Consider the following 20,576-nt stretch of genomic DNA (forward strand, 5'->3'; position numbering starts at 1 on the left):
CAGCAGGGCTGTCAGATGTCAGCAGATCAAATTCACTACAAGTCGATCATCGAAATCTCCGAGCTGTTCCGCCGCGGCGAGCTTCTACCTTCGAAAGTGACTGAGGTGATGCTGGGCCGGATCGCGAAGCTCGATCAGGAGTTTCACGGCTACGCGCTCGTCCTCGCCGAGCGGGCCATGGCGCAGGCGAAGCGCTGTGACGCCGAGCTTGCCAAGGGCATCTGGCGCGGGCCGCTGCACGGCGTGCCGATCGGACTGAAGGATCTCTGCTACACCAGCTTCGCGCCGACCGCCGGCGGCACGACAATTCACGCCCGGTTCGTACCGTCCTTCAACGCGACGATCGTGGACCGGCTCGAGCACGCCGGCGCCGTCACGCTCGGCAAGCTAAAAATGACCGAGGGCGCCTATACGAGCCATCATCCCGACGACCAGGCGCCGCTCAATCCCTGGGGGACCGACTACTGGGTCGGCTCCTCCTCAAGCGGATCGGGCGTGGCCACTTCGGCGGGACTTTGCTTTGGCTCGATCGGCAGCGACACCGGCGGCTCGATCCGGTTTCCGTCGGCGACGTGCGGGCTGACCGGGATCAAGCCGACCTGGGGACGTGTGAGCCGCCACGGCGTCTTCCCGCTGGCTGACTCTCTCGACCATGTCGGGCCGATGTGCCGGAGCGCAGCCGATGCCGCGGCCATGCTCGGCGTCATCGCGGGCGCAGACGTCAATGATGCGACCGCCCTTCAGGCGCCGGTGCCGAACTATCTGGCGGGGATCGGTGACGGCGTGCGAGGCTTACGGATTGGCGTGGACCGAAGCTACACGCAGGACGGGATCGATTCGCAGGTGGTCGCCGCCTTGCTGGAAGCGGAGCGTACGCTTGCGGACCTCGGCGCCGATATTCGTGAGGTCAAGTTCCCAGCTTACGAGAAGCTCGTGAGCATGTGGATTCCGATGTGCTCCATCGAGACCGCAGAGGCGCATCTCGAGACCTATCCGTCGCGGAAGTCGGAATACGGTCCCGACCTGGCGCAGCTGATCGAACAGGGCAGATCGATCAGCGGCGTCGAGATCGCTCAGATCCATCATGAGCGGTTGAAGTTCTGCGGCAGCCTCGCGGCGCTGTTCGGCGATATTGACCTGCTCCTGATTCCCACCATGCCCGTGCCGATCCCAACGCTGACCAAGATGGGCGAATACGGCGCCGATCCGAACGTGCTGCTCAGCATCCTGCGCTTCACGGCGGTATTCGACTTCTCGGGCAGCCCGACCATCACGCTGCCGAACGGCATGGCAGCGGACGGGTTGCCGCTCAGCATGCAGCTCGTCGGCCCGCATCTGTCCGAAGATATGCTTGCCCGCGCCGGGTATGCTTTCCAATCAGTGACAGATTGGCACACGCGACGCGCCCTTGGCGAATGAAGATCTTCGGAATTCTAGGGTGCCTATCCGAAAATCAATCATGGGTCGAGTTCAGAGCGGGGAGACACCGAGCACGTCGAAACGAAAATCCGTCAGCGGAACTGATGGGCAAGCGCAATGGAAGTGGTTGGGTTGCCAGCCGGCGGTCGCCGAGAGAGCCCGCGCGTGCGCGATCAGCGCCGTTGCTCGTGCAGGGGCGCGAGTGGTGAAATTCGCGTAGCGTTCAATAGTAGTGCCGCGCGGCGGGAATGACGCGACGAGCACGACGTATCGCAGGGATTGTCGTCCACAGAATTGGAGCGAAGTGTCGCGCGCGGTCTGGTGTGCTTGGCTAGGGCCGCCTCATCGCCATGGCTGTCACGCGTCGCCTATGCATCTACCTTTCTGTCGGCACACGCTTGCGCTGATCGATCGCGGGGCCTGCCTCCTCTAGCTTTGATGATCGGGTGCTGCCGCCAGGACCGAATGGTGCGCGTCGTGATGCCTTGGTCCGTTCCTGAAGGCCGGCTGTCTGTACTGACGTTCGCAACCGCACAAATCGAGATAGGGCAGGGCTGGATCCGGCCCCGCGACGTGATCCGCCATTGACAGGTCGGCGGAGATGATAGAATTATAACAGCATAAGTTGCAAAAATAACAATATGTCACCATCGTACCAGCGTCTTGCGGGGCGACGGGAGGAAAGTTTGGAACTGTCCGGTTCGGTTGCAGCAGAACCTCGGTCGTCGACCTCGCTTGTGATGGTCAGTGGCATCAACAAGCGCTTCAGCGGCGTGCGAGCGCTGCGTGACGTCAACCTCGAGGTTCGCGCCGGCGAGGTCCATGCGCTACTGGGCGAGAACGGCGCGGGAAAATCTACCCTGATCAAGATTCTCAGTGGTGTTCATGCCCTCGACAGCGGCACGATCGAAATCGCCGGCAGGCCGGTGGAATTCGGCAGCCCGGCGAAGTCGCGCGAGGCGGGGATCGCTGTCGTTTATCAGGATCTCAGCCTCGTCGAATCCTTGAGCGTTGCGGACAATCTGTTGCTCGGCCGTGAGCCGCGTGCGCGTTTCGGCTTCGTCCGGCAGCGCGCGCTGATGGCCAGGGCCGAGGCGTTCCTGAACGCGCTCGGCATTCCCCTGGATACGAGAGCGGCTGTCGGCTCGCTGCCTTTCGCCTATCGCCAGATGACGGAGATCGCCAAGGCGCTGATGGGCGAGGTCCGGCTTCTGATCCTCGACGAGCCGACCTCCTCGCTGACATCGGATGAGGTCCGGATCCTGTTCGATGCGATCGGGAAGGCGACGCGCCGCGGAGTCGGCGTGATCTATGTGACCCATCGGCTCAATGAGGTGTTCGAGATCTCGCAGCGCGTCACGGTGCTGCGCGATGGCGCTAACGCGGGCACGTTTGTCACCGCCGAGACCGACATGAAGCGGCTGGTGAACGCGATCGTCGGAACCGATCGATCGGCACCCGCGGGCCCGCGCACCGAACCTGTCGCGAAGCGTGAATTGGCTCCGTCGCCGGTTCTGTCGCTGTCCGACGTGTCCAACGACCGGCTTCGTGCCGTCGATCTGTCCGTGCTGAAGGGCGAGATCCACGGCCTCGCCGGATTGATCGGCAGCGGCCGCACGGAGATTTTGGAGACAGTGTTTGGCCTCCGGCCGCTCGAGAGCGGCGCAATCGAGATCGAGGGCCGGCGATGGCTGCCGAGAGGGCCTGCCGATGCGATCGAGCAGGGCATCGCGCTGGTGCCGGAAGACCGGCATGTGCAGGGTCTGGTCCTGGACCATTCGATCGAGCGAAACGTCACCTTGCCGCGAATTCCCCATTTCTCGCGCTGGGGCTGGATGCAGCAACGCGCAGCCGCCAGGCGTGCGGAGGCCGCGGTCGCCAGGCTTTCGGTGAAGGCGCCGGGCGCGTTCAGCCTGGTCAGGACGCTCTCCGGCGGCAACCAGCAAAAGGTCGTGTTCGGAAAGTGGAATGATCCGCGGCCGCGCGTGCTGCTCCTGGATGAACCGACGGTCGGCGTCGACGTCGGCGCACGCGAGGAAATCTATGCCGTGATCCGGAATGCCGTCCGCGACGGCAGCGGGGTCCTGGTCGTCTCGTCCGATCTCGTCGAATTGATCGAGCTCTGCGACCGCATCTCCGTGATCGTCAACGGGCGTGTGGCTCGTACCCTGTCGCGCGGCGAGATCGATGATGCCGAAGAGCTGCATCATCTCCTCCAGATGTACCAGGCCTCCGGGCCGGGCCACTTGCAAGAGCTTCCCGCATGACCGAACTGACTGCTCCCAACGTGGTCGCCTCGTCGACCCGATCTGATCGCCGCCGCAAGATTCTCCAGAATTTGCTGCGGGGCGAGCGGCCGTACATGCTGTACATCGCCTTCGTGATCCTGCTGGTCGTGTTCAGCCTGTCCTCGCCCTGGTTTCTCTCGGTCGACAATTTCCTGAACATCGGGCGCCAGACCACGCTGGTGTCGATCATCGCGGTCGGCATGACCTTCATCATCATCGCGCGTCAGATCGATCTGTCGGTTGCCTCGACATTGGCGCTGTCCGGCATGGCGGCTGCTCTCGCGATGAGCCAGATCAACAACAGCTGGATCGTGGGCGCCGTGGCCGGGCTCGGCACCGGCGCGCTGGTCGGGCTGCTCAATGGCATCCTGACCACGCAGCTATCGATCCCGTCGTTCCTGGTGACGCTGGGCTCACTGAGCATGGCGCGGGGACTGGCGATGATGGTGACCAACACCAAGCCGGTGATCATCACCAACGAAACCTATTTCGCGATCTTTGGCGAAGGCACGGTCCTCGGCATACCGGTTCCGATCGCCTGGACTTTGGCGGCGATGACTATCGGCATCCTGCTGCTGCACTACAATGTGTTCGGCCGGCGCATCTATGCGGTCGGCGGCAACCCGACCGCGGCACTCTATTCCGGCATCAACACCAAACGGATCACGACTGCGGCCTTTGTCCTGACCGGCACGCTGGCCGGATTGGCGGCGCTGGTGCTGTCGGCGCGTTCACATGCCGCGCGGCCAGATGTCGTGCAGGGCATGGAGCTCGACGTCATCGCCGCGGTGATCCTCGGCGGTTGCAGCCTGTTCGGCGGGCGCGGCTACATCCTGGGGACGCTGTTCGGCAGCTTGATCATCGGCACGCTCAACAACGGCCTTGTTCTGCTCGGCGTGAGCTCGCCGATGCAGCTCGTGATCAAGGGCGCGATCATCGTTGCCGCGGTTGCTTTCACGAAACGCTAGTCGACGTCAGGCGCGGCGCATGAACAACAAGTTCATTGCGCTGCGCGGGTAGGGCAAGGTCGCTGGCCCTCCGGTGAATCGGCGACCAAAAAATGGAGGAAACAAATGAAACCAATCCTGCGACAAACCTTGCCTTTGACTGCGTTGGTGGCCGCTGCCGCCCTCTCGATGATCCCGTCGGCTCGCGCCGAAGTGCCTGCGACCTGCGTCAAGGGTGTCGATCTCGCGAAGCTCGGGCCGAAGTCGATCGTCGGCCAGGGACCCCACGGCGAAAAGGCGGCTTCCCCCGAGGTGCTCGCGCTGTCGGAGGCCGACGCCGCCAAGATCAAGGAGAAGAACTTCAAGGTCGGCATCTCCATGCAGACGGTCAACCTCGACTGGTCGCAGCTCCAGATCCAGGGCATCACCGATACGCTGAAGAAGTACGGCGTGACGGTGACGGGCGTCGCGTCCGCCGAATATCAGGTGGACAAGCAGATCGCCGATATCGAGAACACGATCCAGCAGCATCCGGACGGCATCATTTCGATTCCGGTCGATTTCACCGCGACCGCGCCGACCTACAAGAAGATCGCCAAAGCCGGCATCAAGCTCGTGCTGATGGACAGCATCCCGACTGGTCTGAAGCATCCCGAGGAATATGCGACGATGGTCTCGGCCGATAGCCAGGGCAATGGCCAGATCGCTGCACAGATCCTGGCATCCTGCGTGGCGCAGGGCGGCACCATCGGTCTCGTCAATTTCGGCGTCGACTATTTCAGCACCAACGAGCGCACCAAGGGCGTGCGGGAGTGGATGAAAGCAAACCGCCCCGACATCAAGATGAAGCAGGTCGACTTCACCGATCCGCCGAAGGTCTCGCAGATCGCGGGCGACTTCCTGACCGGCAATCCCGACGTCAAGGGACTGTACGCAGTGTGGGATCAACCGGCGCTCGACACGCTGAGCTCGATGCGGGCTCAGGGCGTCGATATTCCCATGACGACGGTCGACCTTGGTCTGCAATCGGCGATCGAGATTGCCAAGGGCGGGCCGCTGAAGGCGACCGGCTCGCAGCGTCCCTACGACCAGGGCGTCGCCGAGGCGATGGCGATGATGAATGCGCTGCTGGGTAAGGAAACGCCTGGCTGGATCGGTGTGCAGTCGCTGCCGGTGACGCAGTCGAATGTGCTGGAGTCCTACAAGACCGTATTCAAGAAGGACCCGCCGGCCGAGCTGACGGATGCCTGCAACAAGGCGAAGCCCGCCTGCCACTAGCCTGAAACAGCGATGTGCGATCCACCGAGACCGCGCATCGCTCAGCAAGCCTGATCCGGGCGAACCAGCCCCCGTCCGGATCAGGCCGTGCCGATGACGTATTCGACGGGGAGGCTGCGGAAGTGCTTGCGCGTGTCTGCCGACACGGAGCCACCCACGATGATCCGCGAGAATGAGCTGACGTCGGAGAAGAACGCCGGCTTGAGGCTGCCGAGCTTGCTGGCGTCGACCACGAGGATGCTCTCCATCGCGGTAGCGATGACAGCCTGCTTGACGGCGACTTCGTGAAAATTCGAGCAGCTGGCGCCGCGGGTCCAGTGCAGGCCGCCGGCCGAGATGAAAGCCTTGTTGACCCCGAGCCGCCGCAGGTAGGACAGGCCGTCATCCGACGAGAACGACTGCGACGACGGATGGTAGAGCCCGCCCATCAGCATCACCTGCGTCGCTGGCCGGTGGGTGACGATCGAGGCGACGTTCAGCGAATAGCAGATCACCGAAAGAGGCATGTCCTCGGGCAGGCAATCCGCCAGCGACTGCATCGTGGTGCCGCAGTCGATGAAGATGGTGTCACCTTCCTTGATCGAGGCGGCTGCGGATCGGCAGGCGAGGCGCTTGTCCTGTGTGTGCTGGTCGATTTCCTGTTCGAATGTGTACTTGATCCCGGTCGGCGACGCCGCGTTGACGACGTAGCCGCCGAGCAGGGCGAGCGCCGCCTCGGGCCCGGCAAGGTCGCGCCTGACGGTCATCTCCGACACCTTCAGCAGCTCTGCGGCGTCCTTCAGATGCAGTGCGCCACTCGTCTCGACGGCGCGTCGCAGCCGTTGCAGCCGTTGGACACGGGTCTCGCTGGGGCGTGCGGTCGGTGTTTCAGTCATTTTCGTCCCCGAGCTTGCTTATCCGGTTGACAATGATCTTACAATGATGTGAGTTTAGCAACGTCAATTTGTTACAATAATAACATATGGTCCGAAGGGCGTTTCGCTGTCGGCGATGGCAGGCAGCAGAAGCTCCAGCGGGCAAGGGATGGGAGGATCGCATGTTGCAATCGGCACACTCAATCTATCTGCCGTTTCAGCCGATTCGCTAGCATTGCGCGGCGTACCGATGGCGCAGGGCGTCTTGATATCAAATCCATCCGCGGTGCCGGCGCATCCCCATGCGCGGGATCACAATCATTTGCATCCGATCGCGCGCAACAGCGGCCGCGCGCTCGAGATGGACTGGGTCGATGATATCCGGATCAATCTGTCCGCCACCGAGCGCCGCGTTGCGAGCCTGCCGGGCCGGCGCACCGTCAAGAAGGACGCGCAGGCGGCGTGGCTGCTCAAGGCGATCACCTGCATCGACCTGACGACACTCAACGGCGACGATACGGCCGAACGGGTGAAGCGCCTCTGTGCCAAGGCGAGGGCCCCGATACGAAGTGACCTTCTCGAAGCGCTCGGTTTTGCCGGGCGCCGGCTGCACACGGGCGCGATCTGCGTCTATCACCGCTTCGTCGCAACCGCGGTCGAAGCGCTCGATGGGTATGACATTCCGGTCGCTGCGGTTTCGACGGGATTTCCGGCAGGCCTCGTGCCTCACGATCTGAAACTCAAGGAGATCGAGGCGTCCGTCAGGGACGGTGCACGGGAGATCGACATCGTCATCACGCGTGAGCATGTGCTGACCGGAGATTGGCGCGCTCTCTACGCCGAGGTCCGGGATTTCCGCGCAGCCTGCGGCGATGCGCATCTGAAGACGATCCTGGCAACCGGTGACCTCAAAACGCTGCGCAACGTCGCCAAGGCGTCGATGGTCTGCATGATGGCCGGCGCGGACTTCATCAAGACCTCCACCGGCAAGGAAGGCGTCAATGCCACGCTGCCGGTGACGCTGGCGATGCTGCGCATGATCAGGGTCTATGAGGAGCGCACGGGCTTCAAGATCGGCTTCAAGCCGGCCGGCGGAATCTCGACCGCGAAGGATGTGCTCAACTACCAGTTCCTGATGAAGGAGGAGTTGGGACGCGATTGGCTCGAGCCGGATCTGTTCCGCGTCGGCGCCTCGAGTCTGCTTGCCGACATCGAGCGCCAGCTCGAGCATCACGTCACCGGCCGCTACTCGGCCTTCAACCGTCATCCCGTGGGCTGAGCATGAGTATCGCACATTACTATGAGACCATGGATTATGGTCCCGCTCCCGAGGCGGACGGCGAGGCGCGCGCCTGGCTGGAGCGGCACGACGCGACATTTGGGCATTTCATTGCCGGTAAATTCGTCGCGCCGGCTTCGGGCAAGCATCTGGCGACGATCGAGCCGGCCACCGGAACGACGCTGGCCAAGATCGCGCAAGGCATCGCAGCGGATGTCGAGGCTGCCGTCGGCGCCGCGCGATCGGCGCAGTCGTCATGGGCAAAGCTCGGTGGTCACGGTCGTGCCCGTCATCTCTATGCGCTCGCGCGCATGCTGCAACGTCATGCTCGTCTGTTCGCGGTGTTGGAAGCGATCGACAATGGCAAACCGATCAGGGAAACCCGCGATCTCGACGTGCCACTCGCCGCGCGCCACTTCCTGTATCACGCCGGCTGGGCGCAATTGCAGGACCGCGAATTCGTCGACCATGTCCCGGTCGGTGTGATCGGCCAGATCATCCCCTGGAACTTTCCGCTGCTGATGCTGGCCTGGAAGATCGCGCCCGCGCTGGCGACCGGCAACACCGTGGTGCTGAAACCGGCAGAGTTCACGTCACTCACCGCGCTGCTGTTCGCCGAGCTTGCGGCGGAGGCCGGCCTGCCGCCCGGCGTGTTGAATGTGGTGACGGGTGATGGCGCCACCGGAGCGTTGCTCGTCGAAAATTCCGGTATCGACAAGATCGCCTTCACCGGGTCGACCGAGGTCGGTCGATTGATCCGTCAGTCGACCGCGGGCAGCGGGAAGTCGCTGACGCTAGAGCTCGGCGGCAAGTCGCCGTTCATCGTGTTCGACGACGCCGACATCGATGGCGCCGTGGAAGGCGTGGTCGATGCGATCTGGTTCAACCAGGGCCAGGTCTGTTGTGCCGGATCGCGGCTGCTGCTGCAGGAAGGGATCGCAGAGACATTCCGCAAACGCCTCATCCGCCGCATGGAGACGCTGCGCGTGGGTCCGCCGCTCGACAAGGCGATCGACATGGGCGCGGTGGTCGCACCGGTGCAGCTCGAGCGGATCAAGGCGCTGGTCGAAACCGGCGTCAAGGAGGGCGCTGAGAAGTATCAGGCGCCGGGGCCGATCCCCGCTGAGGGATGCTTCTATCCCCCGACCTTGCTTTGGAACGTACATCCGTCATCGACCGTGGCGATCGAGGAGATCTTTGGCCCGGTGCTGGTCGCGATGACGTTCCGCACGCCGGACGAGGCGGTGATGCTCGCCAACAACACGCGCTATGGCCTTGCCGCCAGCGTGTGGAGCGAGACCATCGGGCTGGCGCTCGATATCGCGCCGAAGCTTCAGGCCGGCGTGGTCTGGGTCAATGCGACCAATTTGTTCGATGCCAGCGTCGGCTTCGGCGGCTATCGCGAGTCCGGCTTCGGTCGCGAGGGCGGCCGGGAAGGTCTCTACGAATATCTCAAGCCGAAAGCCTGGAGCGGGCGGAAGGCGCGGGCGAAGGTGCCGCCGCCATCCCCGGCGGCTTCTCACGACGGCGCCGGATTTGGCACGCCGTCGATCGACCGAACCGCCAAGCTGTTCGTCGGCGGCAAGCAGGTTCGTCCCGACGGAAATTATTCGCGCGCGGTGCTGTCGCCGAAGGGGAAGCACCTCGGCGAAGCCGGCGAGGGCAATCGCAAGGATATCCGCAACGCGGTGGCCGCTGCGCGCTCGGCCGAGGGGTGGGCGCGGGCGACGACGCATAATCGCGCCCAAATCCTCTACTACCTTGCCGAGAATCTGTCCGCGCGTGCCGACGAGTTCGCCCGGCGCATCGGCGATATGACCGGCGTTTCGCCCGCCAGGGCGCGCGCAGAGGTCGAGGCGAGTATCGAACGGCTGTTCAGCTATGGGGCCTGGGCCGACAAATACGAGGGGACGATCCATGCACCGCCGTTGCGCGGCGTGGCACTTGCCATGCACGAGCCGATCGGCGTGGTCGGGGTGGCTTGTCCGGACGAGGCCGCGTTGCTGGGCTTCATCAGCCTGGTGGCACCGTTGATCGCGATGGGCAACCGCGTCGTCGCCGTCCCAAGCGAGCGGCATCCGCTTGCGGCGACCGATTTTTATCAGGTGCTGGAGACGTCGGATGTGCCGGCAGGCGTCGTCAATATCGTCACTGGCGAGCGCGATGCGCTCGCAAAGGTCCTTGCCGAGCATGACGACGTCGATGCGCTCTGGGTGTTCGGCTCGCAGGAAGCCTCGACTGCTGCGGAGCGGCTGTCGATCGGCAACCTCAAGCGCACGCTGGTCGACCACGGGCTGGCGCTCGATTGGTACGACCGGGTGGCGAGCGAAGGTCCGATCCTGCTCCGCCACGCGGTGCAGGTGAAGAACATCTGGATTCCCTATGGGGACTAACGACGTCACCTTGCGGTGATACGGGTTGGCATCCGGACCATCAGAGTTCGGGCGATTTTTTGAAGACAAGGGAGGGACGCAACATGCTCAAGGGCATCAATCCACTGCTCAACGCCGACGTGCTTTATGCCTTGCGCGCAATGGGGCACGGGGATCGCCTCGTGGTGTGCGACACCAATTTTCCTGCCGACTCGATCGCGCGCCAGACCGTGTTCGGCGAGCTGCTTCGCATCGACAACGTCAGTACCGCAAAGGCGATCGAAGCCATCCTCTCGGTGCTGCCGCTCGATACGTTCGTCGACGATGCCGCGATCCGTATGGAGATTGTTGGCCAGCCCCAGGAGGTGCCGCCGGTGCAGCGCGAGGTGCAGGCCGCGATCGACCGCGCCGAGGGACGCTCCTGGCCGCTGGTCGGGGTCGAGCGCCATGCCTTCTATGAAAAGGCCAAGACGGCCTACTGCGTGATCGCCACGGGAGAGCGGCGCTTCTACGGCTGCTTCCTGTTTTCCAAGGGCGTCATCGCACCGGACGGAGAGTGACGGCCATGAGCAAGACTGGCGTCGCAGTGCTCGGCATCTTCGTCGTCGATCTGGCCTTCCGGGCCGGCGACATGCCCGCGATCGGTGAAACGATCGCCGGCTCGGGATTTGCAATGGGACCAGGCGGCAAGGGGTCGAACCAGGCCGTGGCCGCTGCGCGCGCAGGCGCGGACGTGACGTTCATCTCCCGGATCGGCCGCGACGCCTTCGGTGATCTTGCCATCAAGACGTGGGAAACCGAGGGCATTCGGCCGCGCGTTGCCAGGACCGCGGAGGCGCCGACCGGCGCCGCCTTCATCTATGTCCACGAGACACGCGGCGACAACGCCATCATCGTGGTGAGCGGAGCGGCCGACGGTCTCAGCCCCACCGACGTCGACGCGGCGGCGGATGCGATCCGCTCTAGCCGCGTCTTCGTGACCCAGCTTGAGCAACCGGTCGCGGCCGCGCAGCGCGGCCTCGAGATCGCGCGCGCCGCGGGCAGCATCACCGTGTTCAACCCGGCACCCGCGGGCGCATTCGACGACAGCCTGTTTGCATTGTGCGACTACGTCGTTCCCAACGAGACCGAGGCCGAGGCACTGACGGGGATCGCGGTGAGCGATCTTGCCGGCGCCCGCGGCGCCGGAGACGCGTTGCTGGCCAAGGGAGCGGGCACCGCGCTGATCACGCTCGGCGAACGCGGGGCGCTGTTTCACGGGCGAGATCGCTCGCTGCACGTGCCCCCGTTCGCCGCCGGCAAGGTGGTCGAAACCGCGGGCGCGGGCGATGCATTCGTCGGCGGCTTCGCTGCTGCGCTTGCGGGCGGCGCCGATCCCCTGGAAGCGGTGCGCTTCGGCTCGGCCACGGCCGGGATTTCGGTGACGCGCGCGGGGACTGCGCCTGCCATGCCGCGGCGCGCTGAGATTGAAGCCCTGTTGAAGGGATGATCTGCTCATGATGCGGAACGATCCGATCAAGCATGTCTTCATCTGGCCGGCGGTGCTCGTCGTGCTGGCGATCTCGATCTTTCCGCTGATCTATTCGTTCACCACGAGCTTCCTCAGCTATCGCCTGATTCCGCCGATCCCGCCGCGGGTCGTGTGGTTCGGCAATTATGCTACGCTCCTGCAAGAGCCTCGCTTCTGGAATGCGATCTTCACGACGACGCTGATCGCGTTCATTGCCGTCGGGTTGCAATACGCGATCGGGTTTGGCGTTGCGCTCGCGCTGAAGGCGCGCGTTCCGGGCGAACGGCTATTTCGCGTGGCCTTGCTGCTGCCCATGCTTCTGGCCCCGGTTGCCGTCGCGCTTGTTGCTCGCATGATCTTCAATCCGACCATGGGGCCGCTCAACCAGTTCCTGTCCATGTTCGGCATGGCGAACCTGCCGTTCCTCACCAACGGTCATTGGGCGCTCGCCTGCATCATCGCTGTTGAGATCTGGCAGTGGACCCCGTTCGTCATCCTGATGATGCTGGCTGGCCTGCAAACGCTCCCCGAAGATGTCTACGAGGCGGCCGAGCTCGAGAACGCCAGCGCCTGGCAACAGTTCTGGGGCATCACCTTTCCGATGATGCTGCCGATCTCCGCCGCGGTCGTCTTCATCCGCCTGATCGAGAGCTACAAGATCATGGACACCGTATTCGTGATGACGGGCGGCGGACCGGGTGTGGACACCGAGACCCTGACCTTGTTCGCCTATCAGGAGGGTTTCAAGAAGTTCAATCTCGGCTACACGTCGGCGCTCAGCTTCTTGTTCCTGATCGCCATCACGATCATTGGCGTCACTTATCTGGCGCTGCTGCGGCCGCATCTGGAGAAGCGCCGATGAGCGGGCAGGGCCTTACCGGACTGTCGCGCTGGAGCCGCCGCCTGGTCGCGGCCGGTGTCTTCGCATGGTGCCTGATCACGGCGTTTCCGCTCTATTGGGTGGTCGTGACGGCGTTCAAGACTCCGCCGGGCGTGGTCGGCGGCCCGACCTATATTCCGTTCGTCGATTTCACGCCGACCCTGCAGCCCTTCATTGATCTCTATCAAGGTATCCGTGGCGAGTTCTTCCGGACCTTCCTGAACTCGACAATCGTCGGCTTGTCGGCCGCGGCGATCGCGACTGCCGTCGGCGCAATGGCGGCCTATGCGCTGGTGCGGTTCGAATTCAGGGTGCGCTTCGGCGCCGGCCTGATCTTCTTCCTGCTCGCGCTCGGCGGCTATCTGCTGTTCAACAATTCGCTCGGATTCACCCGCGCGCAGGCGCTGCTGCTGGCGTTCCCGATCGCGCTTGCCGCTGCAATCCTGGCCAACCGCCTGCCGCTGCCGGGGCCGATCCTCGGCAATGAAGACATCCTGTTCTGGTTCGTCAGCCAGCGCATGTTTCCGCCGATCGTCACGGCTTTCGCACTGTATCTCCTCTACAGCGAAATCGGCCGGCTCGGCTTTCAGCTCATCGACAGCTATGTCGGACTGACGCTGTGCTACGTCGCGTTCTCGCTGCCGATCGTGGTCTGGCTGATGCGCGACTTTTTCGAGGCCATTCCGATCGAGGTCGAAGAAGCCGCGATGGTCGACAACGTGCCGAGTTGGCGCATCTTCCTCGGCATCGTGGTGCCAATGTCGATGAACGGACTGCTGGCGACTTTCATGATCACGCTCGCCTTCGTCTGGAACGAGTTCCTGTTCGCGCTGTTCCTGACCAATTCCAGATGGCAGACGCTGCCGATCCTGGTGGCGGGACAGAACAGCCAGCGCGGCGACGAATGGTGGGCGATCTCGGCCGCGGCGCTCGTCGCCATCATTCCGATGATGATCATGGCGGGCCTGCTCAGCCGCATGATGCGGTCGGGCCTGCTGCTCGGAGCAATCAAATAGCAAAAACCTATGTAGGGAGGACTGGACGATGTTGCGACGGACGTTTCTGATGCTGACCACCTCGCTCGCGATGGCTTGCACCGCGAGCCAGGCGAACGCTGCCTGTAGCCCGGATTACTCCGGCGTCACCCTGACTGTGGCGTCGCAGACCGGACCGTATATCGCCTCCGCACTCAAGCTCGGCGCGGACGAATGGACCAAGAAGACCTGCGGCAAGGTCAATGTGGTCGAGTTCCCCTGGTCAGAGCTCTACCCGAAGATCGTTACATCGCTTACCGGATCGGACGCGACGTTCGATCTGGTCAGCTTTGCGCCGGCCTGGCTGCCCGACTTCGTCACCTATCTCAGCGAGATGCCGAAAGAGATGCAGTCCGGCAAGGATTGGGACGATGTCGAGCCGGCCTACCGTGAGCGCCTGATGGTGTGGGAAGGCAAGATCTATTCGCAATCGATGGACGGCGACGTTCACACCTACACCTATCGCACCGACCTGTTCAGCGATCCCAAGGAGAAGGACGCCTTCAAGGCCAAGTACGGCTACGACCTGGCGCCGCCAAAGACCTGGAAGCAATATCTCGACATCGCGGAGTTCTTTCAGCGCCCCGACAAGGGACTCTGGGGCACGGCGGAGGCCTTCCGTCGCGGTGGCCAGCAGTTCTGGTTCTTCTTCAGCCACGCGGCGGCCTATACTAACAACCCGAACTATCCGGGCGCGATGTTCTTCGACCCCGAAACGATGGATGCCCAGATCAACAATCCGGGCTGGGTGAAGGGATTGGAGGAATATATTCGCGCTTCCAAGCTTGGCCCGCCCAATGCGCTGAACTTTTCGTTCGGCGAGGTCAATGCCGCCGTGGCCGGCGGCCAGGTGGCCGAGTCGATCGGTTGGGGCGACACCGGCGTGATCGCCGCCGACCCCAAGCAATCGAAGATTTCCGGCAAGGTGGGCTCTGCAGTGCTGCCCGGCTCCGATGAAATATGGAACGCCAAAACCAAGAAGTGGGACAAGTTTCCGGCAGTGCTGCCGGCGCCCTTCATGGCGTTCGGAGGCTGGCAGATTGCCGTGCCAAAGGTGGGCAAGAACCAGCAGGCGGCATGGGATTTCGTCAAGACGCTGACAAGCCCCGAAGTCTCCGGCAAGGCCGCGATTACCGGTGGCACGGGCGTCAACCCATACCGCAAGTCGCACACCACGAATCTGGAGTTGTGGAGCAAGATCTTCTCGCCGACGGAAGCCAAGGAATATCTCGGCGCCCAGGCCGACTCCATTAACGGCAAGAACGTTGCGCTCGACATGCGTTTGCCCGGCTATTTCTCCTACACCGAGGTTGTGGAGATTGAGCTTGGCAAGGCGCTGGCCGGCCAGACCACGCCGCAGGCCGCGCTGGACGCGGTCGCGAAGGAATGGAATCGCCTGACCGATGAGTTCGGCCGCGCGAAGCAACTCGCCGCCTATCGCGCGGCGATGGGCCTCTCACCGAAGAACTAGCTTCCCGCGGAAACTGCCCCGGATGATGCGTGAGCATCATCCGGGCTTTGTCGGCCGTCGATATAGGGGACGGAAAAAGGAATCCATGGCGCACGTCGAGATCGAGAACGTCAGCAAGGCATATGGGCCCTACAAGATCATCGAGGGGCTTAATCTGAGTGTGGCCGACGAGGAGTTTGTCGTGCTTGTCGGACCGTCCGGCTGCGGCAAGACCACGACGTTGCGCATGATAGCGGGACTGGAGACGGTCACCAGCGGAACCATTCGTATCGGTAATCGCAATGTGACGCAGCTGCGCCCAGGCTTGCGTAATTGCGCGATGGTGTTCCAGAACTATGCGCTCTATCCGCACATGACTGTTGGTGAGAATATCGGTTACGGCATGAAGGCGCGGGGCGAGTCGCGCGCCAATATCGCGAAAGCCGTCGCGGACGTGGCGCGGGTTCTCGACCTCGAGCAATACGTGAACCGTCGGCCCAAGCAGCTCTCCGGTGGGCAGCGTCAGCGCGTGGCGATCGGCCGTGCCATCGTGCGCAGCCCGGACGTGTTTCTGTTCGACGAGCCATTGTCGAACCTCGACGCCAAACTCCGCATCGAGATGCGGACCGAGATCAAGGCATTGCATCGCCGTCTTGCCAAGACGATCGTTTACGTCACGCACGACCAGGTCGAAGCCATGACCATGGCCGATCGGGTCGTGGTGATGAACCGCGGCCGCATCGAGCAGGCGGCTGATCCGATCACGATCTATGAGAAACCCAGCAATCTCTTCGTCGCGGGCTTCATGGGCGCGCCCAGCATGAATTTTATCCACGGGGAGATTGCCGCTCGCGACGGTGCACTGATCTTCACCGAACCCTCGGGTACGGCGTTGAGATTGCCGAAATCCCGGGAAGCGGCCTATGCGGGGAGCATCGGCAAGCCGGTTGTGCTTGGCGTGCGGCCCGATCACGTGCTGCGGCAAGATGCGCCATCGGGCTCCTCCGTCCGCATGATGGTGAAAGACGTGGAGCCGCTCGGGCCGCATACTCTCGTGATTGGAACCGTGGGCGCATTTCCATTCACGGCGCAGATGCAAGTCGGTGTTTCTGCGGCGCCGGATCGCCCAATAGATGTCGCCATCGATCTGGAGCGAACGCACCTTTTCGACAAGGTTTCCGGGGCGGCCGTTTCATAATCGGCGGTCCTCTGGCGGTGCAGGTAATCTCTGATCTTTACTTCCAGCGTGCGCATGCCTCATCGCGGTCACTTGCGCTGCGGCGAGCTCGCACGTGATGCGGACGACGTTGCAACCTTCTTCGCAAGCTTTGCTCCTCCGGTATTGGTGTCGAGCAGAGTCTGCGAAAAGAGATTAAGCGATTTCAGATGGTTATATTCCAATATTCATTACCTCGCGGGTAATGGAAGGGCTGAAATCCGCGTGCTAGGTTTTCGAGCATGAACGCACATGCATCCACGGCACAGGCCGAACGCAGCCAGCCCGTCCATATCGGCGACCATTTGCGCGAATGGCGGCAACGCCGCCGCATGAGCCAGCTCGATCTGGCGGGCGAGGCCGAGATTTCCGCGCGGCATTTGAGCTTCGTCGAGACCGGCCGCGCTGCGCCCTCGCGCGACATGGTGCTCAGGCTCGCCGAACGTCTCGAGGTGCCCTTGCGCGAACGCAACGTGCTGCTGGTCGCGGCCGGCTATGCGCCGGCGTTTCCGCAGCGCCCGCTGGAGGATCCCGCCTTGAAATCAGCTCGCCAGGCGATCGACCTCGTTCTCAGGGCGCATGAGCCCAATCCGGCGCTGGCCTATGACCGGCACTGGAATCTGGTGTCCGCCAACCGCATGGTGGCGCCGCTGCTCGAAGGCATCCCGCAGCGGCTGCTCGGCCAGCCCTTCAACGTGCTGCGGCTCGCGTTTCACCCCGAAGCGCTGGCGCCGCGCACGGTCAATCTCGCGGAATGGTGCGGGCACCTGCTGGAGCGGCTGCACCGGCAATGCGAGGCAACGGCCGATCCAGAGCTGATCAAGCTCTATAACGACCTCAAGAGCTACCCCATCCCGGCGCGCTCGGGGCCTCTGTCGAGCGACAATGTCGCGATTCCCTTCAAGCTGCGCCATGGCGGAGAGATACTGAGTTTCTTCTCCACCACCATGGTGTTCGGCACACCTGTCGACATCACGCTGTCGGAGCTGGCGCTGGAGACGTTCTTCCCGGCCGACGAGCGCACCGCCGAGCGGCTCAGGCAGATGGCAGCAGCTATGACCTAGCGCCCTTGCCTCGGGGCGGGTTCGGCTTATCTTCGGCATATCTTGGGTCAAACCCGCATCGCCCGAAGGAGGCGCTATGAGCACGTTGAAACCGCTCCAGATCGATGTCGTCTCCGACGTGGTGTGCCCCTGGTGCTACATCGGCAAGCACCGGATCGAGAGCGCGCTGGCGCTCGTGCCTGACGTTCCCGTCAAACTCAATTTCCGTCCCTTTTTCCTCAATCCCTGGGTGCCGCGCGAGGGCATCAGCCGCGAGGACTATCTCACCACCAAGTTCGGCTCGGTCGAAGCCTATAAGGGCATCGCCGGCCGCGTCGTCGCGGCTGCAAGCGAGGAGGGCCTCGTCTACAAGCCCGAGCTGGTCGCGCGCCAGCCCAACACCACCGACTGTCACCGCTTGATCCTCTGGGCCGAGGCGATCGGCAAGGCGCCCGAGATGAAGCAGCGGCTGATGGAGCTGTATTTCCGCGACGGCGGCGACCTCACTGACGTGAACGTGCTGGTGCAGGCGGCCGCCGATGTCGGCCTCGATGCCGACGACGCGCGCAAGCGCCTTGCCACCGACGAGGACGTCGCGCGCGTGTCGGCCGACGCGCAGGAAGCCGCCGAGAAGGGTATCTCCGGCGTACCGACCTACGTGTTCGCGCAGAAATATGCCGTCTCCGGCGCGCAGGATCCGAACCTGCTCGCCCGCGCCATCCGCGAGGTCTCGGCGGAGATCAACGCGCAGGCGGCAGAGTAGCTTTCGCTTATTTGCGGAGCAGACGCACCACGCGTCGCGCGCCGTCGTGCGCGACGTTGAGGCCGACCAGCGCCGCGTGAATGAGCGCGACGACCGGATCGTGACGCCGCAGCGGAATCAGCACGTCGCCGATGGCGAAGCGTCCGCGCCAGATCGGGTTGATCATGGGGTGGTCGGCGCTTGCGGTGGAGTCCGCGCTGGCGATGGCCGGATCGGCGCAGAGATGCCGCGTGAGGTCGAGCGTGAGCTGCACGCCCGGCGAATATCTTGCAAAGCGTTCGTCGATACCGAGCTTGAAGAAGAAGGCGCGGTCCTGGTGGCGCAGCACGATGCCGGCTGCTACCGGCGTCGTGCCGGCGCGCAGCGTGATGACCTCGCACTGCGCGGTCTCCGCCAGCGCGGGAACCGCGCGGCGAATGAAAGTCGCATCGCCCGCATGCTGGATCAGCGCGGTGCCACGCTTGCCTTTCCAGCCACTGGCCTCGAGTTGCAGGAATGTTTCGAGTGCCGGCCCGATCTCGTCGGGCTTGCGCGCGACCTCGAAGGCGACGGGCCCGTGCTCTTCGAGGCGATGGCGCTGGCGACGCAGCTCCTTGAGCTTCTTGGCGCCGAGCGCGCCATGCAACAGCGTTTCACCATCCTGCGTCGCGTCGAGGCTGGCGCGGATGTAGGAGGAAAGGATGCGCGGCTTCAGGCCGTCGCGATTGAGAACGTCCTTGAGCGAACTCATCGCCGCGCCGTCGAGCGCAACGTCGTTCAGCACGAGCGCATGCGCACCGGCCTCGCGCGCCTGCCGCAACAGGCGCGTGGCCGCTTCGATCGGAGCTTCGCGGTCGATCAGCGGGCTGCATAGGGTGCCATAGGGATGCGCGCTCACCAGCGCGGGCAGGGGGATCTTCCAGGCGCGCCAGAGCGAGACCACGGGTATCAGCCCGATCAGCCGCGCCGACGAGCCGTCGAAGGCGGGTAGCGCTGAGGCGTCGGTGCGGCCGCGTGCGGCCTCGCTCACGGCGAGCTCCCAACCCGGCAAGTAATAGCCGTTCGGCTCGATCACGCGCTGGGCGAGCGCGCGCCATTGGCCGGGATCGATGGACGTGAGGGGGACGAGCGCACGCGTTGCCGCGGCAGCCCTTGCCGATGCCGGATTGATCGCCGCCTGATGCGCGATATCGACCACGTCCCGTCGTTCCCTGTTCAGAAGGTCATGCTTAGCGCAAGGATTGGAAAATTCCGTTGGGACGCCGCTCCAATTCGAATGGTAATATTAACGTCTCATTGAGCATTCGGGCGGCAGGCCGCGGCGTGCCATGATCGAGCTCTCGACCTGGAGGATCACAATGATCGCCACACCTTTCACGCCGATGGCGTCGCTTCTTGGTGGCGCGTTGATCGGCCTGTCCGCCGTGCTCCTGATGTGGGCGACGGGACGGATCGCCGGTGTCAGCGGCATCGCGGCCCGGCTGTTTCCGCCTTACGAGGACCGCGAGTTCGCCGGCCGGCTCGCTTTCGTCGCCGGCCTCGTCGCTGCGCCCATCCTGGTGCGCATTGTCAGCGGAAGCCTGCCGGTGCAAACGATCGCGGCGGGAACGCCGGTGCTGATCTTCGCCGGATTGCTTACGGGCTTCGGTGCGGTCTGGGGCAGCGGCTGCACGTCCGGCCATGGCGTCTGCGGCCTGTCGCGGCTGTCGCTGCGGTCGCTGGTTGCGACCATCTCCTTCATGTCGGCGGGCATCGCCACTGTCTTCGTGATGCGGCACTGGGGCTGACGACGATGGCAATCCTCATTCAATTCGCGATCGGCCTCGTCTTCGGTATCGGGCTCATCGTCTCCGGCATGTCGAATCCGGCAAAGGTGCTGAACTTCTTGGACGTCGCCGGCATTCCCACCGGAACGTGGGATGCGAGCCTCGCCTTCGTGATGGCGGGTGCGGTCGCGGTGACCTTCATCGGCTTCAGCCGTGTCTTGAAACTTTCGCGACCATTTTTCGCGGACCGCTTTTACCTTCCGACGCGAAAGGACATCGATCCGAGAATTATCGCCGGTCCTGCCATCTTCGGTATCGGATGGGGGCTCGCAGGCTTTTGCCCGGGTCCTGCGCTCACCGCGCTCGGATTCGGCTCGGCGTCCGCTTTCATCTTCGTCGCCGCGATGTGTGCCGGCATGGTGCTCGCCCGCTTCATCGCGCAGCTCCCGTCGTCAACGCGCTTCGTCGCGCCGGCCGATCCGCTCGAAACCTGACATG

Annotated in this window: 18 protein-coding genes; 16 read left to right on the top strand and 2 right to left on the bottom strand. The window is 63.7% G+C overall.

Going from position 1 to position 20,576, the window contains the following annotated elements:
• Positions 1-15 precede the first annotated feature (15 nt).
• The 4 genes from BJ6T_RS18925 (at position 16) to BJ6T_RS18940 (ending at position 5,932) form a co-directional block, all read left to right on the top strand.
• On the top strand, positions 16-1,419 hold the full coding sequence (locus BJ6T_RS18925; RefSeq protein ID WP_014494070.1) for an amidase: 1,404 nt from the start codon (positions 16-18) through the stop codon (positions 1,417-1,419).
• 686 nt (positions 1,420-2,105) lie between these two features.
• Complete coding sequence (locus BJ6T_RS18930; RefSeq protein WP_028170587.1) at positions 2,106-3,686, top strand: sugar ABC transporter ATP-binding protein; 1,581 nt, start codon at positions 2,106-2,108, stop codon at positions 3,684-3,686.
• A complete protein-coding gene (locus tag BJ6T_RS18935; RefSeq protein ID WP_014494072.1) occupies positions 3,683-4,675 on the top strand; it encodes an ABC transporter permease in 993 nt (330 codons plus the stop codon). The genes BJ6T_RS18930 and BJ6T_RS18935 overlap by 4 nt, the downstream gene beginning before the upstream one ends.
• 105 nt (positions 4,676-4,780) lie before the next feature.
• Entirely contained in the window at positions 4,781-5,932 is a 1,152-nt protein-coding gene (locus tag BJ6T_RS18940; RefSeq protein WP_014494073.1) for a substrate-binding domain-containing protein, read from the top strand.
• 80 nt (positions 5,933-6,012) lie between these two features.
• Here BJ6T_RS18940 and BJ6T_RS18945 read toward each other — a convergent pair whose 3' ends face one another.
• The gene (locus BJ6T_RS18945) at positions 6,013-6,807 is read right to left on the bottom strand and encodes a DeoR/GlpR family DNA-binding transcription regulator (RefSeq protein WP_014494074.1); all 795 of its coding nucleotides are present in this window, start codon (positions 6,805-6,807) and stop codon (positions 6,013-6,015) included.
• Positions 6,808-7,036: 229 nt separating this feature from the next.
• Here BJ6T_RS18945 and deoC point away from each other — a divergent pair, with 229 nt between their 5' ends.
• The 10 genes from deoC (at position 7,037) to BJ6T_RS18995 (ending at position 18,333) form a co-directional block, all read left to right on the top strand.
• Positions 7,037-8,065: a deoxyribose-phosphate aldolase gene (deoC, locus tag BJ6T_RS18950; RefSeq protein WP_141378607.1), complete on the top strand. Its 1,029-nt coding sequence runs from the start codon at positions 7,037-7,039 to the stop codon at positions 8,063-8,065.
• Between the two features lie 2 nt (positions 8,066-8,067).
• Positions 8,068-10,458 carry an aldehyde dehydrogenase family protein gene (locus BJ6T_RS18955; protein ID WP_014494076.1) on the top strand — a complete coding sequence of 797 codons (2,391 nt, stop codon included), beginning with the start codon at positions 8,068-8,070 and terminating at the stop codon, positions 10,456-10,458.
• 83 nt (positions 10,459-10,541) lie between these two features.
• The gene (locus BJ6T_RS18960; RefSeq protein WP_014494077.1) at positions 10,542-10,997 is read left to right on the top strand and encodes an RbsD/FucU family protein; all 456 of its coding nucleotides are present in this window, start codon (positions 10,542-10,544) and stop codon (positions 10,995-10,997) included.
• A gap of 5 nt (positions 10,998-11,002) precedes the next feature.
• A complete protein-coding gene (gene rbsK / locus BJ6T_RS18965) occupies positions 11,003-11,926 on the top strand; it encodes a ribokinase (protein ID WP_014494078.1) in 924 nt (307 codons plus the stop codon).
• A gap of 7 nt (positions 11,927-11,933) precedes the next feature.
• Complete coding sequence (locus tag BJ6T_RS18970; RefSeq protein ID WP_014494079.1) at positions 11,934-12,809, top strand: carbohydrate ABC transporter permease; 876 nt, start codon at positions 11,934-11,936, stop codon at positions 12,807-12,809.
• Entirely contained in the window at positions 12,806-13,843 is a 1,038-nt protein-coding gene (locus BJ6T_RS18975; protein ID WP_014494080.1) for a carbohydrate ABC transporter permease, read from the top strand. The genes BJ6T_RS18970 and BJ6T_RS18975 overlap by 4 nt, the downstream gene beginning before the upstream one ends.
• 49 nt (positions 13,844-13,892) lie before the next feature.
• Entirely contained in the window at positions 13,893-15,332 is a 1,440-nt protein-coding gene (locus tag BJ6T_RS18980) for an extracellular solute-binding protein (protein ID WP_306326732.1), read from the top strand.
• A gap of 85 nt (positions 15,333-15,417) precedes the next feature.
• Positions 15,418-16,509 carry an ABC transporter ATP-binding protein gene (locus BJ6T_RS18985; RefSeq protein ID WP_014494082.1) on the top strand — a complete coding sequence of 364 codons (1,092 nt, stop codon included), beginning with the start codon at positions 15,418-15,420 and terminating at the stop codon, positions 16,507-16,509.
• A 260-nt stretch (positions 16,510-16,769) separates the two neighbouring features.
• Positions 16,770-17,591: a helix-turn-helix domain-containing protein gene (locus BJ6T_RS18990; RefSeq protein WP_014494083.1), complete on the top strand. Its 822-nt coding sequence runs from the start codon at positions 16,770-16,772 to the stop codon at positions 17,589-17,591.
• A 76-nt stretch (positions 17,592-17,667) separates the two neighbouring features.
• A complete protein-coding gene (locus BJ6T_RS18995) occupies positions 17,668-18,333 on the top strand; it encodes a DsbA family oxidoreductase (protein WP_014494084.1) in 666 nt (221 codons plus the stop codon).
• Between the two features lie 7 nt (positions 18,334-18,340).
• Here the strand turns inward: BJ6T_RS18995 and BJ6T_RS19000 are convergent, their stop codons facing one another.
• Positions 18,341-19,510, bottom strand: coding sequence for a GNAT family N-acetyltransferase (locus BJ6T_RS19000; protein ID WP_014494085.1), 1,170 nt, complete (start codon positions 19,508-19,510; stop codon positions 18,341-18,343).
• Positions 19,511-19,670: 160 nt separating this feature from the next.
• On the opposite strand from BJ6T_RS19000, the gene BJ6T_RS19005 reads away from it, so the two are divergent.
• Both BJ6T_RS19005 and BJ6T_RS19010 read left to right on the top strand, forming a co-directional pair.
• Positions 19,671-20,099 carry a YeeE/YedE family protein gene (locus tag BJ6T_RS19005; RefSeq protein WP_014494086.1) on the top strand — a complete coding sequence of 143 codons (429 nt, stop codon included), beginning with the start codon at positions 19,671-19,673 and terminating at the stop codon, positions 20,097-20,099.
• Positions 20,100-20,104: 5 nt separating this feature from the next.
• Positions 20,105-20,572, top strand: coding sequence for a DUF6691 family protein (locus tag BJ6T_RS19010; RefSeq protein ID WP_014494087.1), 468 nt, complete (start codon positions 20,105-20,107; stop codon positions 20,570-20,572).
• Positions 20,573-20,576: the final 4 nt, after the last annotated feature.

This window comes from Bradyrhizobium japonicum USDA 6, assembly GCF_000284375.1.
Taxonomy (GTDB): Bacteria; Pseudomonadota; Alphaproteobacteria; order Rhizobiales; family Xanthobacteraceae; genus Bradyrhizobium; species Bradyrhizobium japonicum.